Origin of the sequence: Bacteroides sp. AM23-12 (assembly GCF_003434395.1) — a bacterium.
Classification (GTDB): Bacteria; Bacteroidota; Bacteroidia; order Bacteroidales; family Bacteroidaceae; genus Bacteroides; species Bacteroides thetaiotaomicron.
Genome location: NZ_QTLF01000001.1, coordinates 201,109 through 220,369 on the forward strand (window position 1 = coordinate 201,109; position 19,261 = coordinate 220,369).

Below are 19,261 nucleotides of genomic sequence, written 5' to 3' on the forward strand. Positions count from 1 at the left end.
AATAGTCTATGTTCGAATAGTAAAAGTACCCTTATTTTTGCAGGAGAATATTACTATAAAATTAAAGGATCATTGATCATGAGAACACTCTTTTTTATCTTGTTTTTTGTATTAGGCTTTTGTTATATTCAGGCGAGAGGGCAGAAGCCTGCACATGTTATAATAACAGCTGGTCAGTCAAACACGGATGGACGAGTACCTAACAATCGTTTACCGGATTATATAAAGGCAATGGCTGTGGATAGTACGTATACTGCGGGAGCCTACAAATATTGCCATATTGCCCATAATCGTACAGATGGTATGTTTGTTCCATTTTGGCCATTGAGTCATCCTAAAAGTAAGCCTTATACGTGGGGATATGATGCGATTGCTTATTATTGGTTGGAACAGTTGTTTCAGGAAGATTTTTATGTTATCAAGTGGGCTATCGGTGGCACTGCCATAGCTGCTCCTGTTACTACTCCTTTTCGGGGAACTTACTGGTCTGCCGACCCGAAATGGTTGGCAGAGAATACAGCTACCAGTGAGAAAGGAAAATCTTTATTACTTTCTTTGATTGCCAATATTGATGCGAGTATTGATCAGACACTTTCCAAACTAAAGCAAGGTTATCAGATTGATGCTTTCGTTTGGCATCAGGGAGAAAGTGATTATGAGCACGGAAAAGAATATTATCAGAATCTGAAAGGAGTAGTTTCCTATGTGCGTAACCACTTGACGGAGAAAACCGGAAAAGATTACTCTGAACTTCCATTTATATTTGGTACCGTATCCAGGAAAAACAAACGGTATAATAGTGATGTTGAGGAAGGAATGCGTCGCTATGCAAAAGAAGATAAGAACGCTTATCTGATTGATATGTCGGAAGCGGAACTAATGGGAGATAAACTTCATTTTAATCAGGTTTCTGCCGAGTATATGGGTAAACAGGTATATGAACAAATTAAAAAGACTCTTTCGGATGATCCTCATGTATATGTCGCCAAATATAAAGGAGACAGAGCTTGTGCTATCAGTTATACATTTGATGATGGGTTGGCGGAACATTCAACTGTAGCTGCCCCTGAGTTGGAGAAACGTGGTTTTAGAGGTACTTTCTGGGTATGCGGCTATTATACGGAACAAGGTGCATCTGCAAAGGTACCTCGAATGACTTGGGATGAGTTGCGTGAAATGTCAAAGAAAGGACATGAGGTTTCCAGCCATAGCTGGGCACATAAGAATGCCAAACGATTGACTATAGAGCAAGTTAAATCGGAGATAGAAAAGAATGATAGTGCTATTTATGCTAATATTGGCATTGTACCTCGTACCTATTGTTACCCATATAATTATAAGACAGAAGAAATAGTCAGTATGGCTTCTAAAGGCAGGGCCGCTACACGTACTAAACAAATTTCAATCGGAGGAAAGTCAACTCCCGAACGGTTTGACAAATGGTTGAAGGATTTGATGAAAGCGGAAGATTGGGGAGTAGGTATGACGCACGGCATTAATTATGGATATGATGCTTTCAAATCGCCTTCTTTATTTTGGGAACATTTGGATAAAGTGAAAAGTATGGAAAATCAGATTTGGGTAGGTACCTTCTGTGAAGTGGCATCTTATATCAAAGAAAGGGAGGAGATACAATTGAAAGTCTCTAATAAAAAGAATGGTATGACAATTACTCCCAAGTTAAAATTAGATAGAAAACTATTTGCTGAGCCATTGACGATGGTGATTCAAGGGGAAACTATGAATGGAATTCTGGTGAAGCAAGGCAGGAAAGAATTACCTGTGTATATAAATGGGAATAAAGTTATGTTTGACTTTAATCCTTATGGAGGAACTATTAAAATTCATTTTAATTAGGGGTGTGTACGAATAAAGTTTAACCTGATAATAAAATCAATAAAATAATGAAAACAAATTATCTATGTGGCCTCTTCCTTTTATGTGTGCTAGTATGGGGAAGATCGGAAGCACACGCTGAGAAACCGCTGAAGACTCTGGATCTGTATCTTTGCATTGGACAGTCGAATATGGCAGGGAGAGGGAAATTATCACCGGAAGTGATGGATACTCTACAAAATGTATACCTGCTGAATGCAGATGATCAGTTCGAACCCGCAGTGAATCCCTTGAACCGCTATTCTACGATAGGAAAAGGACTTAGCTGGCAACAAGTAGGACCTGCATATGGATTTGCCAAGACGATGGCTACTAAAAAACATCCGGTAGGCTTAATCGTCAATGCACGGGGAGGATCTTCGATTCGTTCATGGGTTAAGAATGCCAAACAGTCCGGCGGATATTATGATGAAGCAATACGACGTGCAAAAGAAGCAATGAAGTATGGTACATTGAAAGCAATTATCTGGCATCAGGGAGAAGCCGATTGTCATCATCCGGAAGCATATAAAGAGAAGATTATTCAGCTGATGACAGACTTACGTAATGACCTGGGAATGCCTGATTTACCAGTTGTCGTAGGACAAATAGCACAATGGAACTGGACAAAGAAACCTTATATTCCCGAAGGTACAAAACCCTTTAATGACATGATAAAAGAGATCTCCACTTTTTTGCCCCATAGTGCTTGTGTGTCTTCCGAAGGACTTACTCCGTTGAAGGATGAAACGGATCCTCATTTTGATGCAGCAAGCCAGATTACTTTAGGCAAACGCTATGCTAAAGAAGTTAAGAAACTAATAAAGAAATAGCTGGTCGTTTCAGACTACACTCATTTCTGTTTAAACATATACATAGGAAATATTTATCCATTGTTATTGTCACTTGTCACTTTTCTGATTTAAGTGTTTTATAATAAAGAAGATAGGGGTGACAATAGAGGGTGATAATAAGGTGACAATAGAATGTATCTTTCATTCTTATTGTCACCTCTCCTTGATGAATCTTTTATTTAAAGTCTTGATTATCAGATGATAGATAGTCAGCTTGAGGGTTTTGCCTGCATGTGTTAAAAACATCATTTTGGGCGTCAATGTACGCTGTTTACACCTTAATGTTTCCAAGGTATGCTGCTTACATTAAGAACAAAGCCCGGTAACCTTAATATGCAAGCAAGGTTTGATTAATCTGTTAAGTCGGTTTTATGTCTTCGTTCCATGTTCATGAACCGTTCGGCTCACGTACGTAAACCCAATGGCTCATGTACGTAGACTGATGGGACCACGTACATGAAACAATCTATTGTTACTGACCGGATACATTAATCTAGCCTGCATAATAGCTTACTGAACGGTTCATTGACGGTTGTTTCTCCGTACTAATCTTTTGTTCCTATGGGGCAATATGGTTTTTGTGACACCTTCTTTTACATATCTCCTTTATGGTGGGAGAAAATGTTTTATTCTATTTGATTGCTTCCAGAAACTCTATTTCAATAATTCTCAGATTAGCATTATTCTTGTTCGCTTTTGCTTCGAGTTCCATATCATTTGCTGCTTTTGCCGCAACTTCAGTGATCTGTCCGAAAGCATCCTGATCGCTGGTATTACCTTTCAGACGGATGGTAATTTGTTTGGAACGTACCGGCTTTTCCACATTAAGATGAACATACCCCAGGCTTTTATTCGTATCTCCACTCCAGATCATAGTATTGCCGGCAAACACTTCCAAAGGATAACTGCGTGAACGCCATCCATTCAATTTGATACAGATATCGTCTATTGCAGCTTCTTTTTCGAGCGTATATGTAATCCATGCGGTGCTGAGTTTTCCGTCATTCATCCATTCGCTTCTTTCATTATCGTCGAAGCTTTGGTTTACAGTTTCATTGTTGGCTCCGGCTTTAGCGGATACAATACGTATATCACGTTTTGTGTCTTTGTAAGATGGGGTAAGAGGTGTTTCACCTTTATCCAGATTTCCTTTCAGAGTCATCTGAGGCAAATAAGTACTCAATCCGTTGCTAACTTTGACGGGAAGGGTTTCTAATGTAATTGTAGCGCTGGGGAGCCCTTCTGCTTTAGCGGTCAGAGTGATCTTGCCGGCTTGGGTAGTGCTGCGGATAAGAGCACGGTTAATACCACATTCCACAGGGAGATTGGTATTAAGAATATAATTGTCTTTTCCTTGTGCGATGCCTCCGCGCCATTCGGCATTCCCTTTCAAGTCGAATTGAATGGTACGGTTGTCAAGCGGACAGCGTTTCCCATCCTTATCTACCACTTCTACCTGTATTAATGCCAGGTCGGCTCCGTCCGCGTGGAATCCTTCCGGATTTTGTATCGTTGTCAGTTTCAGTCCGGCAGGTTCACCAACCGTGCTTACAGCATAGCGGCTTATTTCCTTACCGGCCTTGTTGTAGCTGACTGCTTCCAGTTTACCGGCTTTAAAAGCCACATTGTCAAAGGTGAACAGGAAATTGTATTCGCGTTTGCCTTTTCCTAGTGACTGACCGTTCAGGAACAGTTCTACTTCTTCACCTGTAGAAACGACATAGACCGGTTTTACTGTATTTGCGGGATAGTTCCAATGACCGATGATATAGGTATTGTCTTCTTCTGTATCTACCCATCCGTTCCACATGACCTGATGTGCAAAGAAAGCATCTTTTTCGATGCGCATAGGGTCCGTTACTCCACTTCTGCGATAGTTTTCTTCACCACGGTGGTGTGTGTTGGTATCCGAGAAAATGATTTTGGCCCCTCCGGAACTGACTCTGCGACCTGTCCCCGGACGCTCACGCCAATAATCATACCAACAGCGGATCATTGCTATCGCCAGCATGTCCTGATTGTGATTGTAGTCTGTTGCAGGTTGGTTACGATGTAACGGTCCGTCTCCTTCTTTGTGGAAAGGATAGCTGTATTCATCCCAATATTTTCTCAAACCTTCGTCGCGGCAATATTCGGTCGCCCACATCGGGTGATGTTCACTCTTGTTGATATAAAGCATTTCTCCGCCATATTCGGCTTCACGGATGTCCAGCATCTCACGAGAGCCGATAGCACGTCCGCCGAAAGGATCGTATTGGTCGCGGATAGCTTTCATTTCTATCATGTGCTCTCTGCTGATACCTTTGTTTCCACATTCGTAAAATAAGATACTTGGATTATTACGGTTGTAGATAATCGCATCGCGCATTAGTTCTGTACGCTGATCCCATTGGCGTCCTGTACGGTCTTTCTCGGAATCTCCTGCCGGCATTGCTTGAATCAGACCTACGCGGTCGCAGGACTCTACGTCTTGTTTCCATGGGGTAACATGCATCCAGCGTACCAGATTACCATTGCCTTTTACTACCAGGCCATTGGAGTAGTCACTAAGCCATGCCGGAACGGACAGGCCTACCGCCGGCCATTCATTACTGGTGCGCTGTGCATATCCTTTCATCTGGATCACACGATCATTCAACCATATTTTGCCTTCTGCAAATCGTGTCTTGCGAAAACCTGTACGAGTACTTACTTCATCAAAGACTTGATTCTTATTGTCTTTTAGAATCGTCTGGACAGTATAAAGATACCCATATCCCCAACTCCAGAAATGGAGATTATTTACTTTGGAAGCAGCTTTCACTACCCTTGTTTCGCCACCTTGTAAGGTTACTTTCTCACCTTCGAAGCTTTTCACCTGTTTGCCGTCAGCATCCAGCAAGACCACCTGGTAGCTAAATTGGCGTGGTTCACGACTGTCGTTTTTTACTTCCGATTCTGCATGGATGGTGGCAGTGCGTCCTTTTACGTCGATGTCTTTAGCATAAATATAAACTCCGGTAGTTTTCAGATTACTGTATAAAGGAAGAGTCTGATACACTTCATCTGTAACGTACAAGAATACATTCTTGGGCAGACCACCGTAGTTTGCGTTGAAGTTACGGTCGTTCCACTGGAACTTGGAGTTAGTACTTTTTTCGCGATACATCCAGTCATTGTCCGTACGTACTGCCAGTACATTGTCACCTTCTTTAATATAAGGTGTCAGGTCGAAGCCTGCCGCCATTACTCCGTTTTCGTGTTTTCCCAGATATTGTCCGTTCAAATAGAAGTCACCGGCTTGGCGCACTCCTTCAAATTCGATGAATACTTTTTGTTTTTTACCGGAAGCCGGAATCCGAAAGTGTTTCCGATACCATACCACTGTGTCCGTCAGCTGTTCGATGGACACTTTGAAGGCTTCATCTTCATTAAAGGCATGCGGTAAAGTGACCGCTTTCCACCGGCTATCGTCGAATTGAGATTGTTTAGCTTCGGGAAAGTCTCCGATTTGCAGACGCCATTCACTGTTGAAATTGTATTTTTTGCGTTCGAAAGCGTGACTATCAACAATAGCCAGCACTGCAAACAGAAATACAAATAGAAAGAGTTTGTTTCTCATGATTTCTTAATGATTAATTTTTCATTGGCAAAGAAAGTACATCAATGAAAGAAACACCCCTTAAATTAGTACGGAAAACCTGTAAGATCATACGTCGGCATCATTTATGGGTTCATTTTCATCTTCAGACAGCTTTTTCCGATAGGCAGATGGAGATACCCCGAATTGGTTCTTGAAACATTTACTGAAGTAGAACGGATCGTTGATACCTACGCTATAGGCGACTTCGGCTATGGTGAGATCTTCTGTCAATAACATTTCAGCAGCCTTTTTCATCCGCATGACACGCAAATATTCGTAAGGAGAATAACCGGTCACTCCCCGTACTTTTTTATAGAATACAGTACGTCCTAGTCCCATTATTCCGGCAAAGTCATTGACCGAAAAATCGGTATCGGTCATGTGCTCATTCAATACTTCATTCAGCTTTACCGAGAACTTCTGATCCTTGTCATTGGTACAGATAATGGAATGAGCCAATCCCGGTTCGTTAGAATATTTTTGGCGCAGTTTATCCCGTAGCTCGATTAACTTGAAGATTCTTGCCAGTAGTAAAGAGACATTGAATGGCTTCGTGATATACGCATCAGCTCCGGATTCAATTCCTTCCTGATATTTCTCTTCTATATTGAGGGCAGTCAGTAATATGATGGGGATATGGCTGGTGGTAAATTCATTTTTAAGTTTGCGTGTCACTTCAAATCCATTCATTCCCGGCATCAGAACGTCACAAACAATTAAATCAGCATCATACGTACTTGCTTTTTCAAAACCGGATGTTCCGTCAGCAGCTACTTCAACTTCAAAGTAAACTCCTATTTCTTCTCTTAGGAATTCACGGATATCAGTATCATCTTCTATAATCAAAACTTTGCGTTTGTTCAAAGGATCGACAGGAGGCTGGAAAGTATCCTCTGACGTTTCATTTCTGAGAAAATCTTTGGAGTGCTGTTCCTCTTCTTCGGTTAATAACTGATTGGGAATCAGGAAATCTTTCTCCTGATAGATATCAGAATTAGTCGGCAATAGGACGGTAAAGACAGAACCGCCTCCCTCATTTTCATCATAACTGATATTACCTTTATGTACCTGTACCAGTTCGTGTGTCAAGTGGAGACCTACTCCGACACTGCTATGAGAGAAGCTGCTTTGCATGAAACGCTTGAACAGTTCAGAACGTTTTTCTTTGGGTATGCCGATCCCGTTATCTATGACTTGTATACGAAGCTGTTGCTTGTCTTCCTGAATATCTATTTTGAATATAATCTTTCCGTTAGAAGGAGTATACTTGAAAGCATTGGATAGGAGGTTGTAGGTAACCTTGTCTAAATTGCCTTTATCAATAAACATTTTATAAGCAGGTTGTGACGGCTCAAAACTGAAATCGATGTTTTTGGACTCGCTTGTATCCTTGAAACTCAGGAAGATTTCATAAAGGAAAGCAATGACGTCCGTCTCTTCCAAAGATAAGGCCAGTTTGTTTTTCTGCATCTTTCTGAATTCAAGTAGCTGATTGATGAGGCGTAACATTCTCTGAGTACTTTTATCCATGGTTTTTAAAGGACGTTGCATCTCTTTGGGAGGATTCTCTATATTGATTAGCTTGTTGAGAGCACCTTGAATCAGAGTAAGCGGTGTACGGAATTCGTGGGATATATTGGTGAAGAATTCCAGCTTATATTCGGTCAATTGCTTCTCAACAGCGATGCGATTGCGTAATCTGTTGAAATTTCGTATGATATGGAAACTGAAATAACAGACGATTCCAATGAATACCAGATAAATCAGATAGGCCCAGGTCGTCTGCCAGAAAGGAGGAGCTATGACAATCTCCATAGTGCTTTCTTCCCCCCATACGCCGGCTACATTGCAGGCTTTCACTTGCAACTGGTATTTACCGGGAGGAAGATTACGGTACGTTGCCAAATTTTGTGCTGAAGGGATGCTCCATTCCGAATCATATGGAGGCATCCGATAAGAATATTTGGATGCTCCGCTTAAAAAGTTGAATGTTGAAAAGGCAATGACAAATGAATTTTGATAATGTTTCAAGTTTAACTGCCCTGTATAGGACATGGTTTCGTTGAGAGGGGAAGCATCCATACCGGGCAGCATATGCGCTCCATTGATGTGAAGCCCTGTGAATACGGTCGATGCAAGTTTTTCCATGTTTTCCACTTTATTGGCATCGAGAACTACCAGGCCGTAGTTCGTACCGAAAAGTAATCTTCCGTCAGCATTTATGCAAGCCGTATTTTCAGAGTATACATTCCCCAGTGTATGTGAAGAAAAATAATAATTCTCTATTTGCTTGGTGGCGAGGGTGAAGCGGGAAATGCCATATTCGGTCGCAATCCACATTTTATTGTCCTGATCTTCAACAATCGACTGTATGACTCCGTTGGGCAATCCGTCTTTAATACTATAACAATCGAAAGTCAGATGTTGGTAGTCATTTCCCGGATAGCAGATGGCAAAGCCTGCTCCCGTTGTTCCAATCCACATATTTCCTTCATGATCATTCACCAGACAGCGGATTTCATTGCTGGGGAATGTTTCATTGACATGATTGTAAAGTACGTAATTCTTGGGGGAGTTGATCAGTGAGTCCGGATGGAAGATATAAATACCGTTGTTGGTACCCACCCACATCATACCGTTGCGGTCTTCCTGTATGACGCGTACCCGTTTTTCTCCATAACTGTCTTGAAAGAAATGCTTGAATTGATAACTGTTGCCTGTTTTGACAGCCAGATTCAATCCTCCGCCAAATGTTCCTATCCACATCCGCCCTTTGCGGTCACGGTAGATTAAGTAGACATTGTCGTTTGATAAGGAGTTATTATCCTTACTGTTATATCGGTACCATTGGTCAGCCCCGATACGTAATCCTATACCACGCATACCCAACCATAACTGTCCTTCATTATCTTCGCACATACTGTATACGTTATGTGTAAACTTCTCTCTACGAAGTATATTTTTCAGGTCGGCATCATATTCATATAGGGTACCCATGCGGTTTGCCATATATACATTACCGTTTTTGCCACGTAAAAGCATACGTATCGTGTTGGAGCGGTCAGAAGCATCTTCGCCATTCGGATAGATACGTAACGTTCCTTTATTCAGAATCTCCAGATGAGATAATCCGGAGAATTCGGAACTCACCCAGATACCCCCGGAACGGTCTTCAATGATATATTGCAGATAATTGGAATTGATATGGCTGGAGTGACTGACTTCAAAAGTGAAGTGCTGCAGATCGCCGGTATTCAGATCGTAGGCAAAGAGTCCGTTTCCGTAAGTCGTAATCCAGATGATATCCCGTGAATCATGAATGATAGAGTAACGTTCTACATCGATATATCCCAAATGCTCGGATGAAAGAAACTGAAAATGTTTGATGTCGCCAGTGCTGGTATTGACATACCATACGTTGCCGGTATAGTTGTGTACCCATGCATTCCCTTTATTGTCTCTGGTGACGTTACCGTTTTTAATATTCAGGCGGGAGAACCGGCGCAGCTTTCCCGTAACGGGATCTAGGATGTAACTGCCAGTGGCGGTAAACATCACCCATTGATGTTGCAGGCGGAGGCTTCCGGTGATTACACCTGTATCTCCGAGTTCGGTTAATGAAGCGATTTTCTCCAGTCGGTTATTGGAAAGAGAGTGGCGGTAGATTTCTTTTTTTCCGGTAATGATGCAGGTATATTGGTCATAAGAAAAAATATGTTCCCAGCTTTCTCCCTGTGTATCCATTGCTTCCAGTTTGCCGTCATGGTATTTCCATAATCCTTGCTTGGTTCCTATCCATACATGTCCGGGGCTGTCATTGCTTTCGTAGACAAACAGTACCTTGTCAGAAGATAGGTTGCCTAATTCTTTTTTGTATGCCTGCGACGAGAACTGGCCATCCTGATAGACGACACGACGGCATCCGTTATTGTTATCCCACAACCAGATAGACTGGTCGGATGCAATGATTTTTTTCGAATAGCTCTGTTTGTATTCTCCGCAACCAGTGAAATCGACGAAGCGCCCATGTTTTAAATCGTAACAGCTATATAAAGAAGAGAGGGTGGCGATCCATAAAAAACCGTTAGAGTCTTCTTCCATATTCCGGATGCGTGGGTCGGCCAATGAAATCGGCAGATTAGGGTCCGGGTAGATACTGACAAAAGAGTTGCCGTCATAATAGCTTAATCCGTTGACGGTTCCCATCCACATAAATCCCTTGCTGTCCTGAAACATATATCGGATGGAATTATTCGCCAGTCCGTCACCGGTGGTCAGTTTGTTCGAACGTATCTCGACAGATGCATGTACTGAACTGAGATAGAAAGATAAGAATGCGAATATCAGCAGTGCATTTTTCATATTTGATTTCTACGATTCTACATTATTATTAATGGTTACAAAGTTAATTTTCTTTTTAGAATAGAGGATGTAATAGCGTACGGAAAAACAAAGAAACGATGTATTATCGTTCATTCTTGATGTAAATCTCAGGTGAAATACGATTTTCTAGGCTTTGTGTACGCATGTACATTCTAAACTATAAAGAAAGCTGTAATTTAGCGGCATGAAAACGGTAACTGGAAAAAACTTCCGGTTACAGAATATTTGTTTAGAGGTAGAAGATAAGAGTCAGGTAATAAAGAAGCACATTAACAACAGTAAAATGGAAATCAGTTTTCAATAGGTTTTAAAATATAAGCATAATGAAAAAGCATATAGGTATTAGTCTTTTTTTTATGGAGTGTTTCCTGTCTCTTTCGGCTACGAATTATTTTGTAGCTACCAATGGTGATGATTCAAATGCGGGCACGCTTGACAAACCTTTCGCTACTTTACAAAAAGCGCAGTCAAAAGTCGTTCCCGGAGATACGGTATATATTCGCGGAGGCGAGTATCGGATACGGGAAGAGCAGATGATGGGAGGAGATCATTTGCGCGCTTATGTTTTTGAAATGAATAAAAGTGGCACTCAGGCCAAGAGAATCTGCTATACAGGTTATCAGGATGAACGTCCGATATTCAATCTGACTGAAGTAAAGCCGGAGGGTAAACGGGTATCTGTCTTTTATGTATCAGGCTCTTACCTCCATTTCCGCAATTTTGAGATTATCAAAACACAGGTTACTATCCGGGAGCATACTCAGTCGGAGTGTATATACAATCAAGGTGGAAATCATAATATTTACGAGAATCTGGCGATGCACGATGGCATGGCTATTGGTTTTTATTTGGTGCGGGGAAGTCATAATCTCGTACTGAACTGTGATGCTTATAATAATTATGACCCTGTATCTGAGAATGGTACCGGTGGAAATGTGGATGGCTTCGGTGGGCATCCGGCTTCTGCCTCCTATACGGGAAATGTGTTTAAAGGATGTCGGGCCTGGTACAACAGTGATGACGGTTTTGATTTGATAAAGGCACAAGCAGCTTATACGATTGAAGATTGCTGGGCGTTTTATAATGGATATAAGCCCGGAGGATTTGTGGGTGCGGGAGATGGTACAGGGTTTAAAGCGGGTGGCTATGGTATGCGCTCAAAAGTGAAGATGCCGAATGAGATTCCACACCATGTAGTGAAGAATTGTCTGGCATATAAAAACAAGAACAAAGGATTTTATGCCAATCACCATTTGGGAGGAATTTCCTGGTTCAATAATACCGGTTATCAGAATCCGTCTAATTTCTGTATGCTGAATCGTAAGTCTGCCGGAGAAATAGTGGACGTGGACGGATATGATCATATTATTCGGAATAATTTGTCATATAAGCCGAGGGCTGCAGGAAAACATATTGTCGATGTGAATCGGGAGGAATGTATGATTATCAATAATTCTTTTCTTCCTGTAGATATGACCGTAGGTGAGGATGATTTTGTAAGTTTGGATCCTGCTCAGTTAACATTGCCTCGCAAAGCGGATGGAAGTCTGCCGGATATTGATTTTCTGAAGTTAAAAAGAAATAGTAAATTATATGATGCGGGAATCGGTTTTCAATTCTCTGCGCAGAATCTTTAAAATATTGTTCTGTTATTGAAGAAAAATAGCTGCATGATAGATCTATGTTGATATAATCCGCATAGATCTATCGTACAGCTTGAAGAATGAGATCTTTCTGTAGATTCAGATATTAGAGAATAAGACGTTTGATCTCCTCAGCGGTATCTACAATATATTGAGGACTGAATTCTTCCAGTTCGGCACGTGGGCGGAATCCCCATGTTACTCCACAAACTGTCACTCTTGCATTAGCAGCCGTTTGCATATCCACGCCGGAATCACCCACGTACAGCACTTCTTCTTTGGTTACTTTGGCAACTTCCAGAATATCGAATACAACGGTTGGATCGGGTTTAACCTTTATCCCTTCACGTTGCCCGAACACAGCGGTAAAATGGATTTCCGGAAAATAATGGTCAATCAATTTTTGGGTGGCTGCCTGATATTTGTTGGAAGCCACAGCAATTTGAATACCTGCATCCTGTAAGTATGAGAGCAATTCCGGAATACCGGGATAAGGGCGGCTGTCATCGGCATTATGAATGTCATAGTAAGGGACGAATTCCTTGCGTACGCGCAGTACATTCTCTTTGGACTTTTCTCCTTCCGGCAAGGCACGCTCAAAAAGTTTGTCGATGCCGTTTCCTACCATGAAGTTATATTTCTCGATCTCATGTGTGGGATATCCTAACTTATTCAAGGCATAATTTGTACTGTGTGCAAGGTCGGCAATGGTATTCAGTAATGTACCATCCAAATCGAAAATGACTAGTTTCTTCATTGAACTTCTTGTTTTTTTATGTTAATCCTGTTTTCCTTTCTTTCTGCTTACAAAGATAGGAATAAAAAACGAATCATTTCCTTGTAATTCGGAACCAGTCTACATCTGTCCATCCTCCATCATTGGTAACAATAGCCGGACGGGTACAGAACATGCCGACTTTGGCGCCAATCCATTGTCCCTCCCTTGCCTGAAAAGGGTTGCCTAATGGCAAGAACTTCTTTCCGTCAAGGCTATAACTGAAGTTGCACATCACAATGAGGTCGTTACCTCCTTCACTGGCTTTAATTTTCTTGCCGTCGCAACTGAAACGTACCTTTAGGTATACCGTGTTTTGGGTAAGACCGACAGAAGAGTTTACCTGTTCCGCTTCTCCTTTATCTGCTTTTTTACATTCAATTTGAGACAGCACAAGACCTTTGTCCGTATTTTCCAGAATCAATCCTGCATAATCCCTGCCCATTACTACCAAACCTGTACGTTCACCTTTCAGTTTTGGATTAGGCATGAAGGTCAGTTTCATTGTGGCGGTGAAATTGTCCGAAGGAGTTTTTTGCAACAACAGATTAGCTACATCCCACAAATTCTTATAATCCGCTACTACCGGATAAGAGTATAGTCTGACATAACTTTTGTCTCCGGCATAATATGCCCATTTCTCATTGATATTAGCGTGCCACTGCCATTGCGGAGAGAGTATATATCCGTCGAATTCGTCGCTTTCTTGCGGTGTACAGATGGGATATATCTTTCCTACATTCGGCTTTTTGTAGGTCATTACCGGTTCGCCGCAACCGTCACCATCTTTGTCGATACCGATTACAGGCCAGTCATTCACCCACTTCATCGGTTGCAAGTGAACAAGGCGACCATAAGCGCCTACATCCTGAAAGTGGAAGAACCAGTCTTCTCCGGAAGGAGTGTCTACCCAAGCTCCCTGGTGAGGTCCATTGACGGGAGAATCACCCTGCGCCAGTACAGTTCTCCATTCATAAGGACCATACACATTTTTAGAACGGAGTACTACCTGCCAACCGGTTGGCACACCGCCTGCCGGATGGAAGATATAATAATAGCCGTTCCTTTTATAAAACTTCGGGCCTTCACACGTCTGGTGTGCTTCGTGACCGTCGAAGATAATGCGTGAGGGGGTGATGGCTTTGGTCGCTTCCTTATTCAATTCACAGATGGTGATTACACTTTTCAGTCCGGCGCGGCTTCCTGCATAGGCGTGTACCAGATATACTTTTCCGTCTTCATCCCAAAGCGGGCAGGTATCGATGATTCCTTTTCCCGGTTTAACCAGAACAGGTTCCGTCCACGGACCTTGCGGGTCTTTGGCTTTTACCATGAAAGCGCCTTGATCCGGGTCTCCCCAGAAGATATAAAACTCTCCGTTATGGTGGCGGATACTGGGTGCCCAGACACGGTTGCCGTGTTCCGGACGTTCCGGTGTTTCAATAGGGGTGAGGGCATAGGGAACAGCAGCTCCGATAATCGTCCAGTTCACTAAATCCTTGGAATGTAGAATCTGCAATCCCGGCAGACAGTTGAAGCTGGAAGAAGTCATATAGAAATCATCTCCTACGCGGCAAGCGTCCGGATCGGAATAATCGGCATAGAGCACCGGATTCTTGTATTTACCATTTCCGAGATCGGAAACCCATACTTCGGATACATAGTTTTTCTGTGCTACCGCAGTGAAAACAGTTAGCAGGCAAAAAGCTAAAGTCTGTGTCAATCGTTTCATGATATAGGTATAATAGTTTGATATTAAAGATTCAGTTGAAGTCTCTCAATGGGGCAAAGGTAAAAAAAAGACTCCGCACAAAGGAGTAATAATTGTGCAGAGTCGGTATAAAAACTGGTAAATACTCCAGTATTTGATTGTTTAACTGTATTTGTATGCTTTGTTTAATGAATATCTTTTATTTTGACCGTTACCGGATGTGCCAATTCTTCTTTCCATTCGCGGAGATAAGCGAACCATGCTTCCGGTGTCTTATAGCCGAAAGTCTCTTTCATGGAAGTGAAAGTGGTGTGATACTGTAAGTATTTGCTTCCCGGAGATGTGATGGTGTAGAGGTAGTTGTCTTTGTCTTTCTCTTCCGATTTCACATATCGTTGGGGAATGCAGGTCCCAAGACCTACTGTTTCTTTGGCATATTTCACGGTATCGTTTACCGGCCAGTCTGTTCCCCAACTGCCGACAAGCCCTTTGTGATCCGAGTAAGATTCTGCGGTACCGACAATATCCTGAACGCCTGTACAGAACACTTCGTTCTTAATCGGCTCGTCGAAGAATGCCTCGATACGAAGATCACGGTGTCCGGCATAGAGTGTGTAACGGGTCATCATGTCCAATTCCGCATTTTGATATTTCCAGCCTGTCACTTCGATTTCTGCGATGACACGCACCGGACCGTAAGAGATGATACGTTCCGTACGGGTAGCCACCGGAGTGATATGAGTTGCTTTCTTTCCGTCCCATCCTTTGAAAGCACCCGGACCGCAACTGTCGAATACCCGGAGGACATCGTCACCGAATCCTCTTGCTAACTGTTCGTCAGTAGGGTAGAACTGAGATTCTTTGATTTCCAGTCCTTTATTGAACTTACCGTAGATATCCGGTGTCTGTTTTTCGTTAAAGTAAAGACGATAGCCTACCAGTTCCGATTCCAGTACAGGACCATGAGGACGGACCATACTATATATATTACTTGTACCAGGGACAGTGATTGCCTGTACTGACTGATGCTTTCCTTTTCTCGGGTCAGCAATGAACATTTCCGCATAAACCCGTGCCGGATAGGTTTTCGTACTCTTTTCAGAAGACAGGGTTACCTGAAATGTTTTTCTTCCGTGAGCAGGGAGGCTGGTAACGAATGCCAGTTCATCCATCTTACGGTCTCTGTTCAGGTCGTCCAGCTGAGAAGGGATTTCAGTGCTTCCTTCCATTACTACGGCAGACTTTACTTTAAATCCGGTATGCAAGTCACGCAAGTTGATTACTACCGGTTCATCCGTCTTGGCACGGTTCCAGTTATTGTTTACTTCTACAGTAATGGTTTTCTCCTGTTTTTGAGCCCAGGCGGACAGAGAGCAGCACCCGACAAGGAGTGTGATGATAAAAATATTCTTCTTCATGATTTTAAGGCATGATATTATACGTCGTATTTCTTTCTGCAAAAGTAATTGAAAAAATAGCAGACCGGCTTATCTTTGGAAGATAAATTAGTCTGCTATTTGAGCTTTTTACTCTATATAATGATTTTGTGGTTTTCTGTGGTGGAATCTCTTATTTGAAATTCAATATCTGTCCTTTGGCGTCAATCTCTTCATAAGTCTCTCCATCGACTTTCAGATTCTTGGCGCTTTTGACATTCAGTATATTCTTTCCTTTGGTTGATTCTACATAAATATTTTCGAGTGTGACACCGTCTACCTGACTGATAACGACTCCGTCAGTAGCTTCCGTCATCACAACATTCTTCACAGTTACGTTACGGATAGGCATTTCCGGAAGTCCGTTGAAGAACATCGCACGTCCCGAACCTCTGCAAATGACATTTGATATATGAATATCACGGAACGCAGGAGTCTCTTCGGTTACAGGAGGAATCGCCGTCTTCATACGGCTCAGCAGATCTTCTTCCGATTCTTCTCCGGCTCCTTTGCCACCATAGAACAGGTCGAAAAGTAACGGTTCGTTCGGTATATTGATCATATTGATGTTATTGATATAGATGTTTTCTACAACACCGCCACGTCCGCGGGTACTTTTGAAGCGCAGACCTACATCTGTTCCCAGGAATGTACAATCTTCTACATAGATATTCTTCACACCACCGGACATTTCACTGCCTACTACAAATCCGCCATGCCCATGTAATACCGTATTATTCTTTACGATTACATTCTGGCAAGGTTCTCCGCGGCGGCGGCCGTTCTCATCTTTGCCCGATTTGATACAGATGGCATCGTCACCCGCATCGAATACACTATTCAGGATCAGTGCATTCTTGCAAGATTCCAGATCGAGTGCATCTCCGTTCTGAGAATACCAGGGATTGATTACCTGAATATTATTCACTGTAAAGTCTTCACATGACAACGGATGCAGACACCAGCTCGGTGAGTTCTTGAAAGTGACTCCTTCCAGCAAAATCCTCTTGCTTTTCACGAAATTCAGTAATACGGGGCGCAACCATGCACGGATTTCATTCCATTCTTCGTCCGTGTTGATGCCTTCGGGCACATTGAAGTCTTTGCAGGCCATTGCACCTTTCAGCGAACCGGCGGTAGGATACCATATTCTTTCCTGTTCATCGAGTACACCACCCGATTTTACCAGTTTATTCCATTGCGAAGCTGTTAGTTTTTCCTTCTTCACCGGGCGCCAGCAGTCTCCGTTTCCGTCAAATATTCCATATCCTGTGATAGCGATATTCTCTGCATTACGAGCAGAAATCGGTGATTGACAGCGGCGTGTTTCCAATCCTTCGAAAGAAGTGGGGATGATAGGATATGCTTCAAAGTCACCGGTGAAGAGTATCAGGGCATTGCGTTCTGTATAAAGATTCACGTTGCTGAGCAGTTCGATAGGTCCGGTCAGCCAAGTGCCTTCTGGGATGATAACTTTACCTCCGCCACGTTGGTTTACTTCTTTTATAGCATCGTTGATTGCTTTCGTATTCAGGGTCATCCCATCCCCCTTGGCTCCGAATTTAGAGATATTTACCTCATAAGCAGGAAAAACCGGCTGCTGTACTTTCGGCATTTCGAAAGGTAAATTCTGGTAAATGGTGTCATCTATTGCGTTTTCGCTTATTGCGCACTCACTTTGTTTGCATCCCGAGACAAACGGCAAACAACATACGACCATCCAGAGGAGTCTTCTTGTCATTGTGTTCATTTAGTAACTTTTCTATAGGGTTATACATTTATTGTTTTTCTGGTATTCTCTTTCGATTTCTAAGATGGCTTCTCATAACTCTTATCTCCCTCCGCAGGCGACCTCTCGCAGGCAGCCTGCCGGAAAGGAATAAGACAAATTCATGTTAACCTAATTCTAACCTTAAAATAAATATTATGAAAAAACCTCTTAATTATCATTGGCAAAGATAAGGGGGAAACTTCAGGCAGATGTGGAGTTATTGATAGAATACGTGTATTTTTTGTCATTTATGTCTAATATTTGCACACTTCTCGTGTTTTTATGCAGAAAGATACTATCTTTGCACAAAATTTAACTATTAGAAGATATGAGTAACAACTTGTTGAAAGGAAAAAGAGGAATTATCTTCGGTGCACTGAACGACCAGTCTATCGCCTGGAAAGTAGCAGAGCGCGCCGTGGAAGAAGGTGCAACTATTACATTATCAAATACTCCGATGGCTATCCGTATGGGTGAAGTCAATGCATTAGCTGAAAAACTAAACTGTCAGGTAGTGCCGGCAGATGCCACCAGTGTGGAAGATCTGACGAATGTATTCAAGACATCTATGGATATATTGGGCGGACAAATTGATTTTGTATTGCACTCTATCGGTATGTCTCCTAACGTGCGCAAGAAACGTACTTATGATGACCTTGACTATGGAATGTTGGACAAGACATTGGATATTTCGGCTGTATCGTTCCATAAAATGATTCAGTCCGCCAAGAAACTGAACGCTATTGCGGAATATGGTTCTATCGTAGCTTTGAGTTATGTCGCTGCTCAGCGTACTTTTTACGGCTACAATGACATGGCAGATGCTAAAGCCCTGCTGGAATCTATCGCACGCAGTTTCGGGTACATCTACGGTCGTGAGCATAGCGTACGTGTGAATACGATTTCACAGTCGCCTACCTTTACTACTGCCGGTTCGGGAGTGAAAGGTATGGATAAGCTGTATGATTTCGCTAACCGTATGTCTCCGCTTGGAAATGCAACAGCTGACGAATGTGCGGATTATTGTATCGTGATGTTCTCCGACCTTACCCGTAAAGTGACTATGCAGAACTTATTCCATGACGGTGGTTTCTCCAGCGTAGGTATGAGTCTTCGTGCAATGGCTACTTACGAAAAAGGACTGGATGAGTACATGGACGAAAATGGTAATATCATTTACGGATAAAAGGT

10 protein-coding genes are annotated in these 19,261 nt (G+C 42.4%); 4 read left to right on the top strand and 6 right to left on the bottom strand.

Going from position 1 to position 19,261, the window contains the following annotated elements; all coding sequences use genetic code 11:
- The first annotated feature begins 78 nt into the window (after positions 1-78).
- Positions 79-1,857, top strand: a complete 1,779-nt coding sequence (locus DW640_RS00610; protein ID WP_117577004.1) for a polysaccharide deacetylase family protein — start codon at positions 79-81, stop codon at positions 1,855-1,857.
- Between the two features lie 44 nt (positions 1,858-1,901).
- Entirely contained in the window at positions 1,902-2,708 is an 807-nt protein-coding gene (locus DW640_RS00615; protein WP_370448178.1) for a sialate O-acetylesterase, read from the top strand.
- 652 nt (positions 2,709-3,360) lie between these two features.
- On the opposite strand, the gene DW640_RS00620 is transcribed toward DW640_RS00615, so the two are convergent.
- Together DW640_RS00620 and DW640_RS00625 are read right to left on the bottom strand one after the other, a co-directional pair.
- Positions 3,361-6,330, bottom strand: coding sequence for a sugar-binding domain-containing protein (locus DW640_RS00620; protein ID WP_117576869.1), 2,970 nt, complete (start codon positions 6,328-6,330; stop codon positions 3,361-3,363).
- 87 nt (positions 6,331-6,417) lie between these two features.
- Positions 6,418-10,713 carry a hybrid sensor histidine kinase/response regulator transcription factor gene (locus DW640_RS00625; protein ID WP_117576871.1) on the bottom strand — a complete coding sequence of 1,432 codons (4,296 nt, stop codon included), beginning with the start codon at positions 10,711-10,713 and terminating at the stop codon, positions 6,418-6,420.
- 344 nt (positions 10,714-11,057) lie between these two features.
- On the opposite strand from DW640_RS00625, the gene DW640_RS00630 reads away from it, so the two are divergent.
- The gene (locus DW640_RS00630) at positions 11,058-12,371 is read left to right on the top strand and encodes a right-handed parallel beta-helix repeat-containing protein (protein WP_103877564.1); all 1,314 of its coding nucleotides are present in this window, start codon (positions 11,058-11,060) and stop codon (positions 12,369-12,371) included.
- Between the two features lie 112 nt (positions 12,372-12,483).
- Here the strand turns inward: DW640_RS00630 and DW640_RS00635 are convergent, their stop codons facing one another.
- From DW640_RS00635 to DW640_RS00650, 4 genes are all read right to left on the bottom strand, one after another.
- Positions 12,484-13,134 carry an HAD family hydrolase gene (locus tag DW640_RS00635; protein ID WP_008764399.1) on the bottom strand — a complete coding sequence of 217 codons (651 nt, stop codon included), beginning with the start codon at positions 13,132-13,134 and terminating at the stop codon, positions 12,484-12,486.
- Between the two features lie 73 nt (positions 13,135-13,207).
- Positions 13,208-14,884, bottom strand: a complete 1,677-nt coding sequence (locus DW640_RS00640; RefSeq protein ID WP_022470485.1) for a glycoside hydrolase 43 family protein — start codon at positions 14,882-14,884, stop codon at positions 13,208-13,210.
- 164 nt (positions 14,885-15,048) lie between these two features.
- On the bottom strand, positions 15,049-16,281 hold the full coding sequence (locus DW640_RS00645; RefSeq protein WP_016268518.1) for a DUF4861 domain-containing protein: 1,233 nt from the start codon (positions 16,279-16,281) through the stop codon (positions 15,049-15,051).
- Between the two features lie 151 nt (positions 16,282-16,432).
- On the bottom strand, positions 16,433-18,049 hold the full coding sequence (locus DW640_RS00650; RefSeq protein WP_011109161.1) for a glycoside hydrolase family 28 protein: 1,617 nt from the start codon (positions 18,047-18,049) through the stop codon (positions 16,433-16,435).
- A gap of 349 nt (positions 18,050-18,398) precedes the next feature.
- On the opposite strand from DW640_RS00650, the gene DW640_RS00655 reads away from it, so the two are divergent.
- On the top strand, positions 18,399-19,256 hold the full coding sequence (locus DW640_RS00655) for an enoyl-ACP reductase (RefSeq protein WP_008759864.1): 858 nt from the start codon (positions 18,399-18,401) through the stop codon (positions 19,254-19,256).
- Positions 19,257-19,261 lie beyond the last annotated feature (5 nt).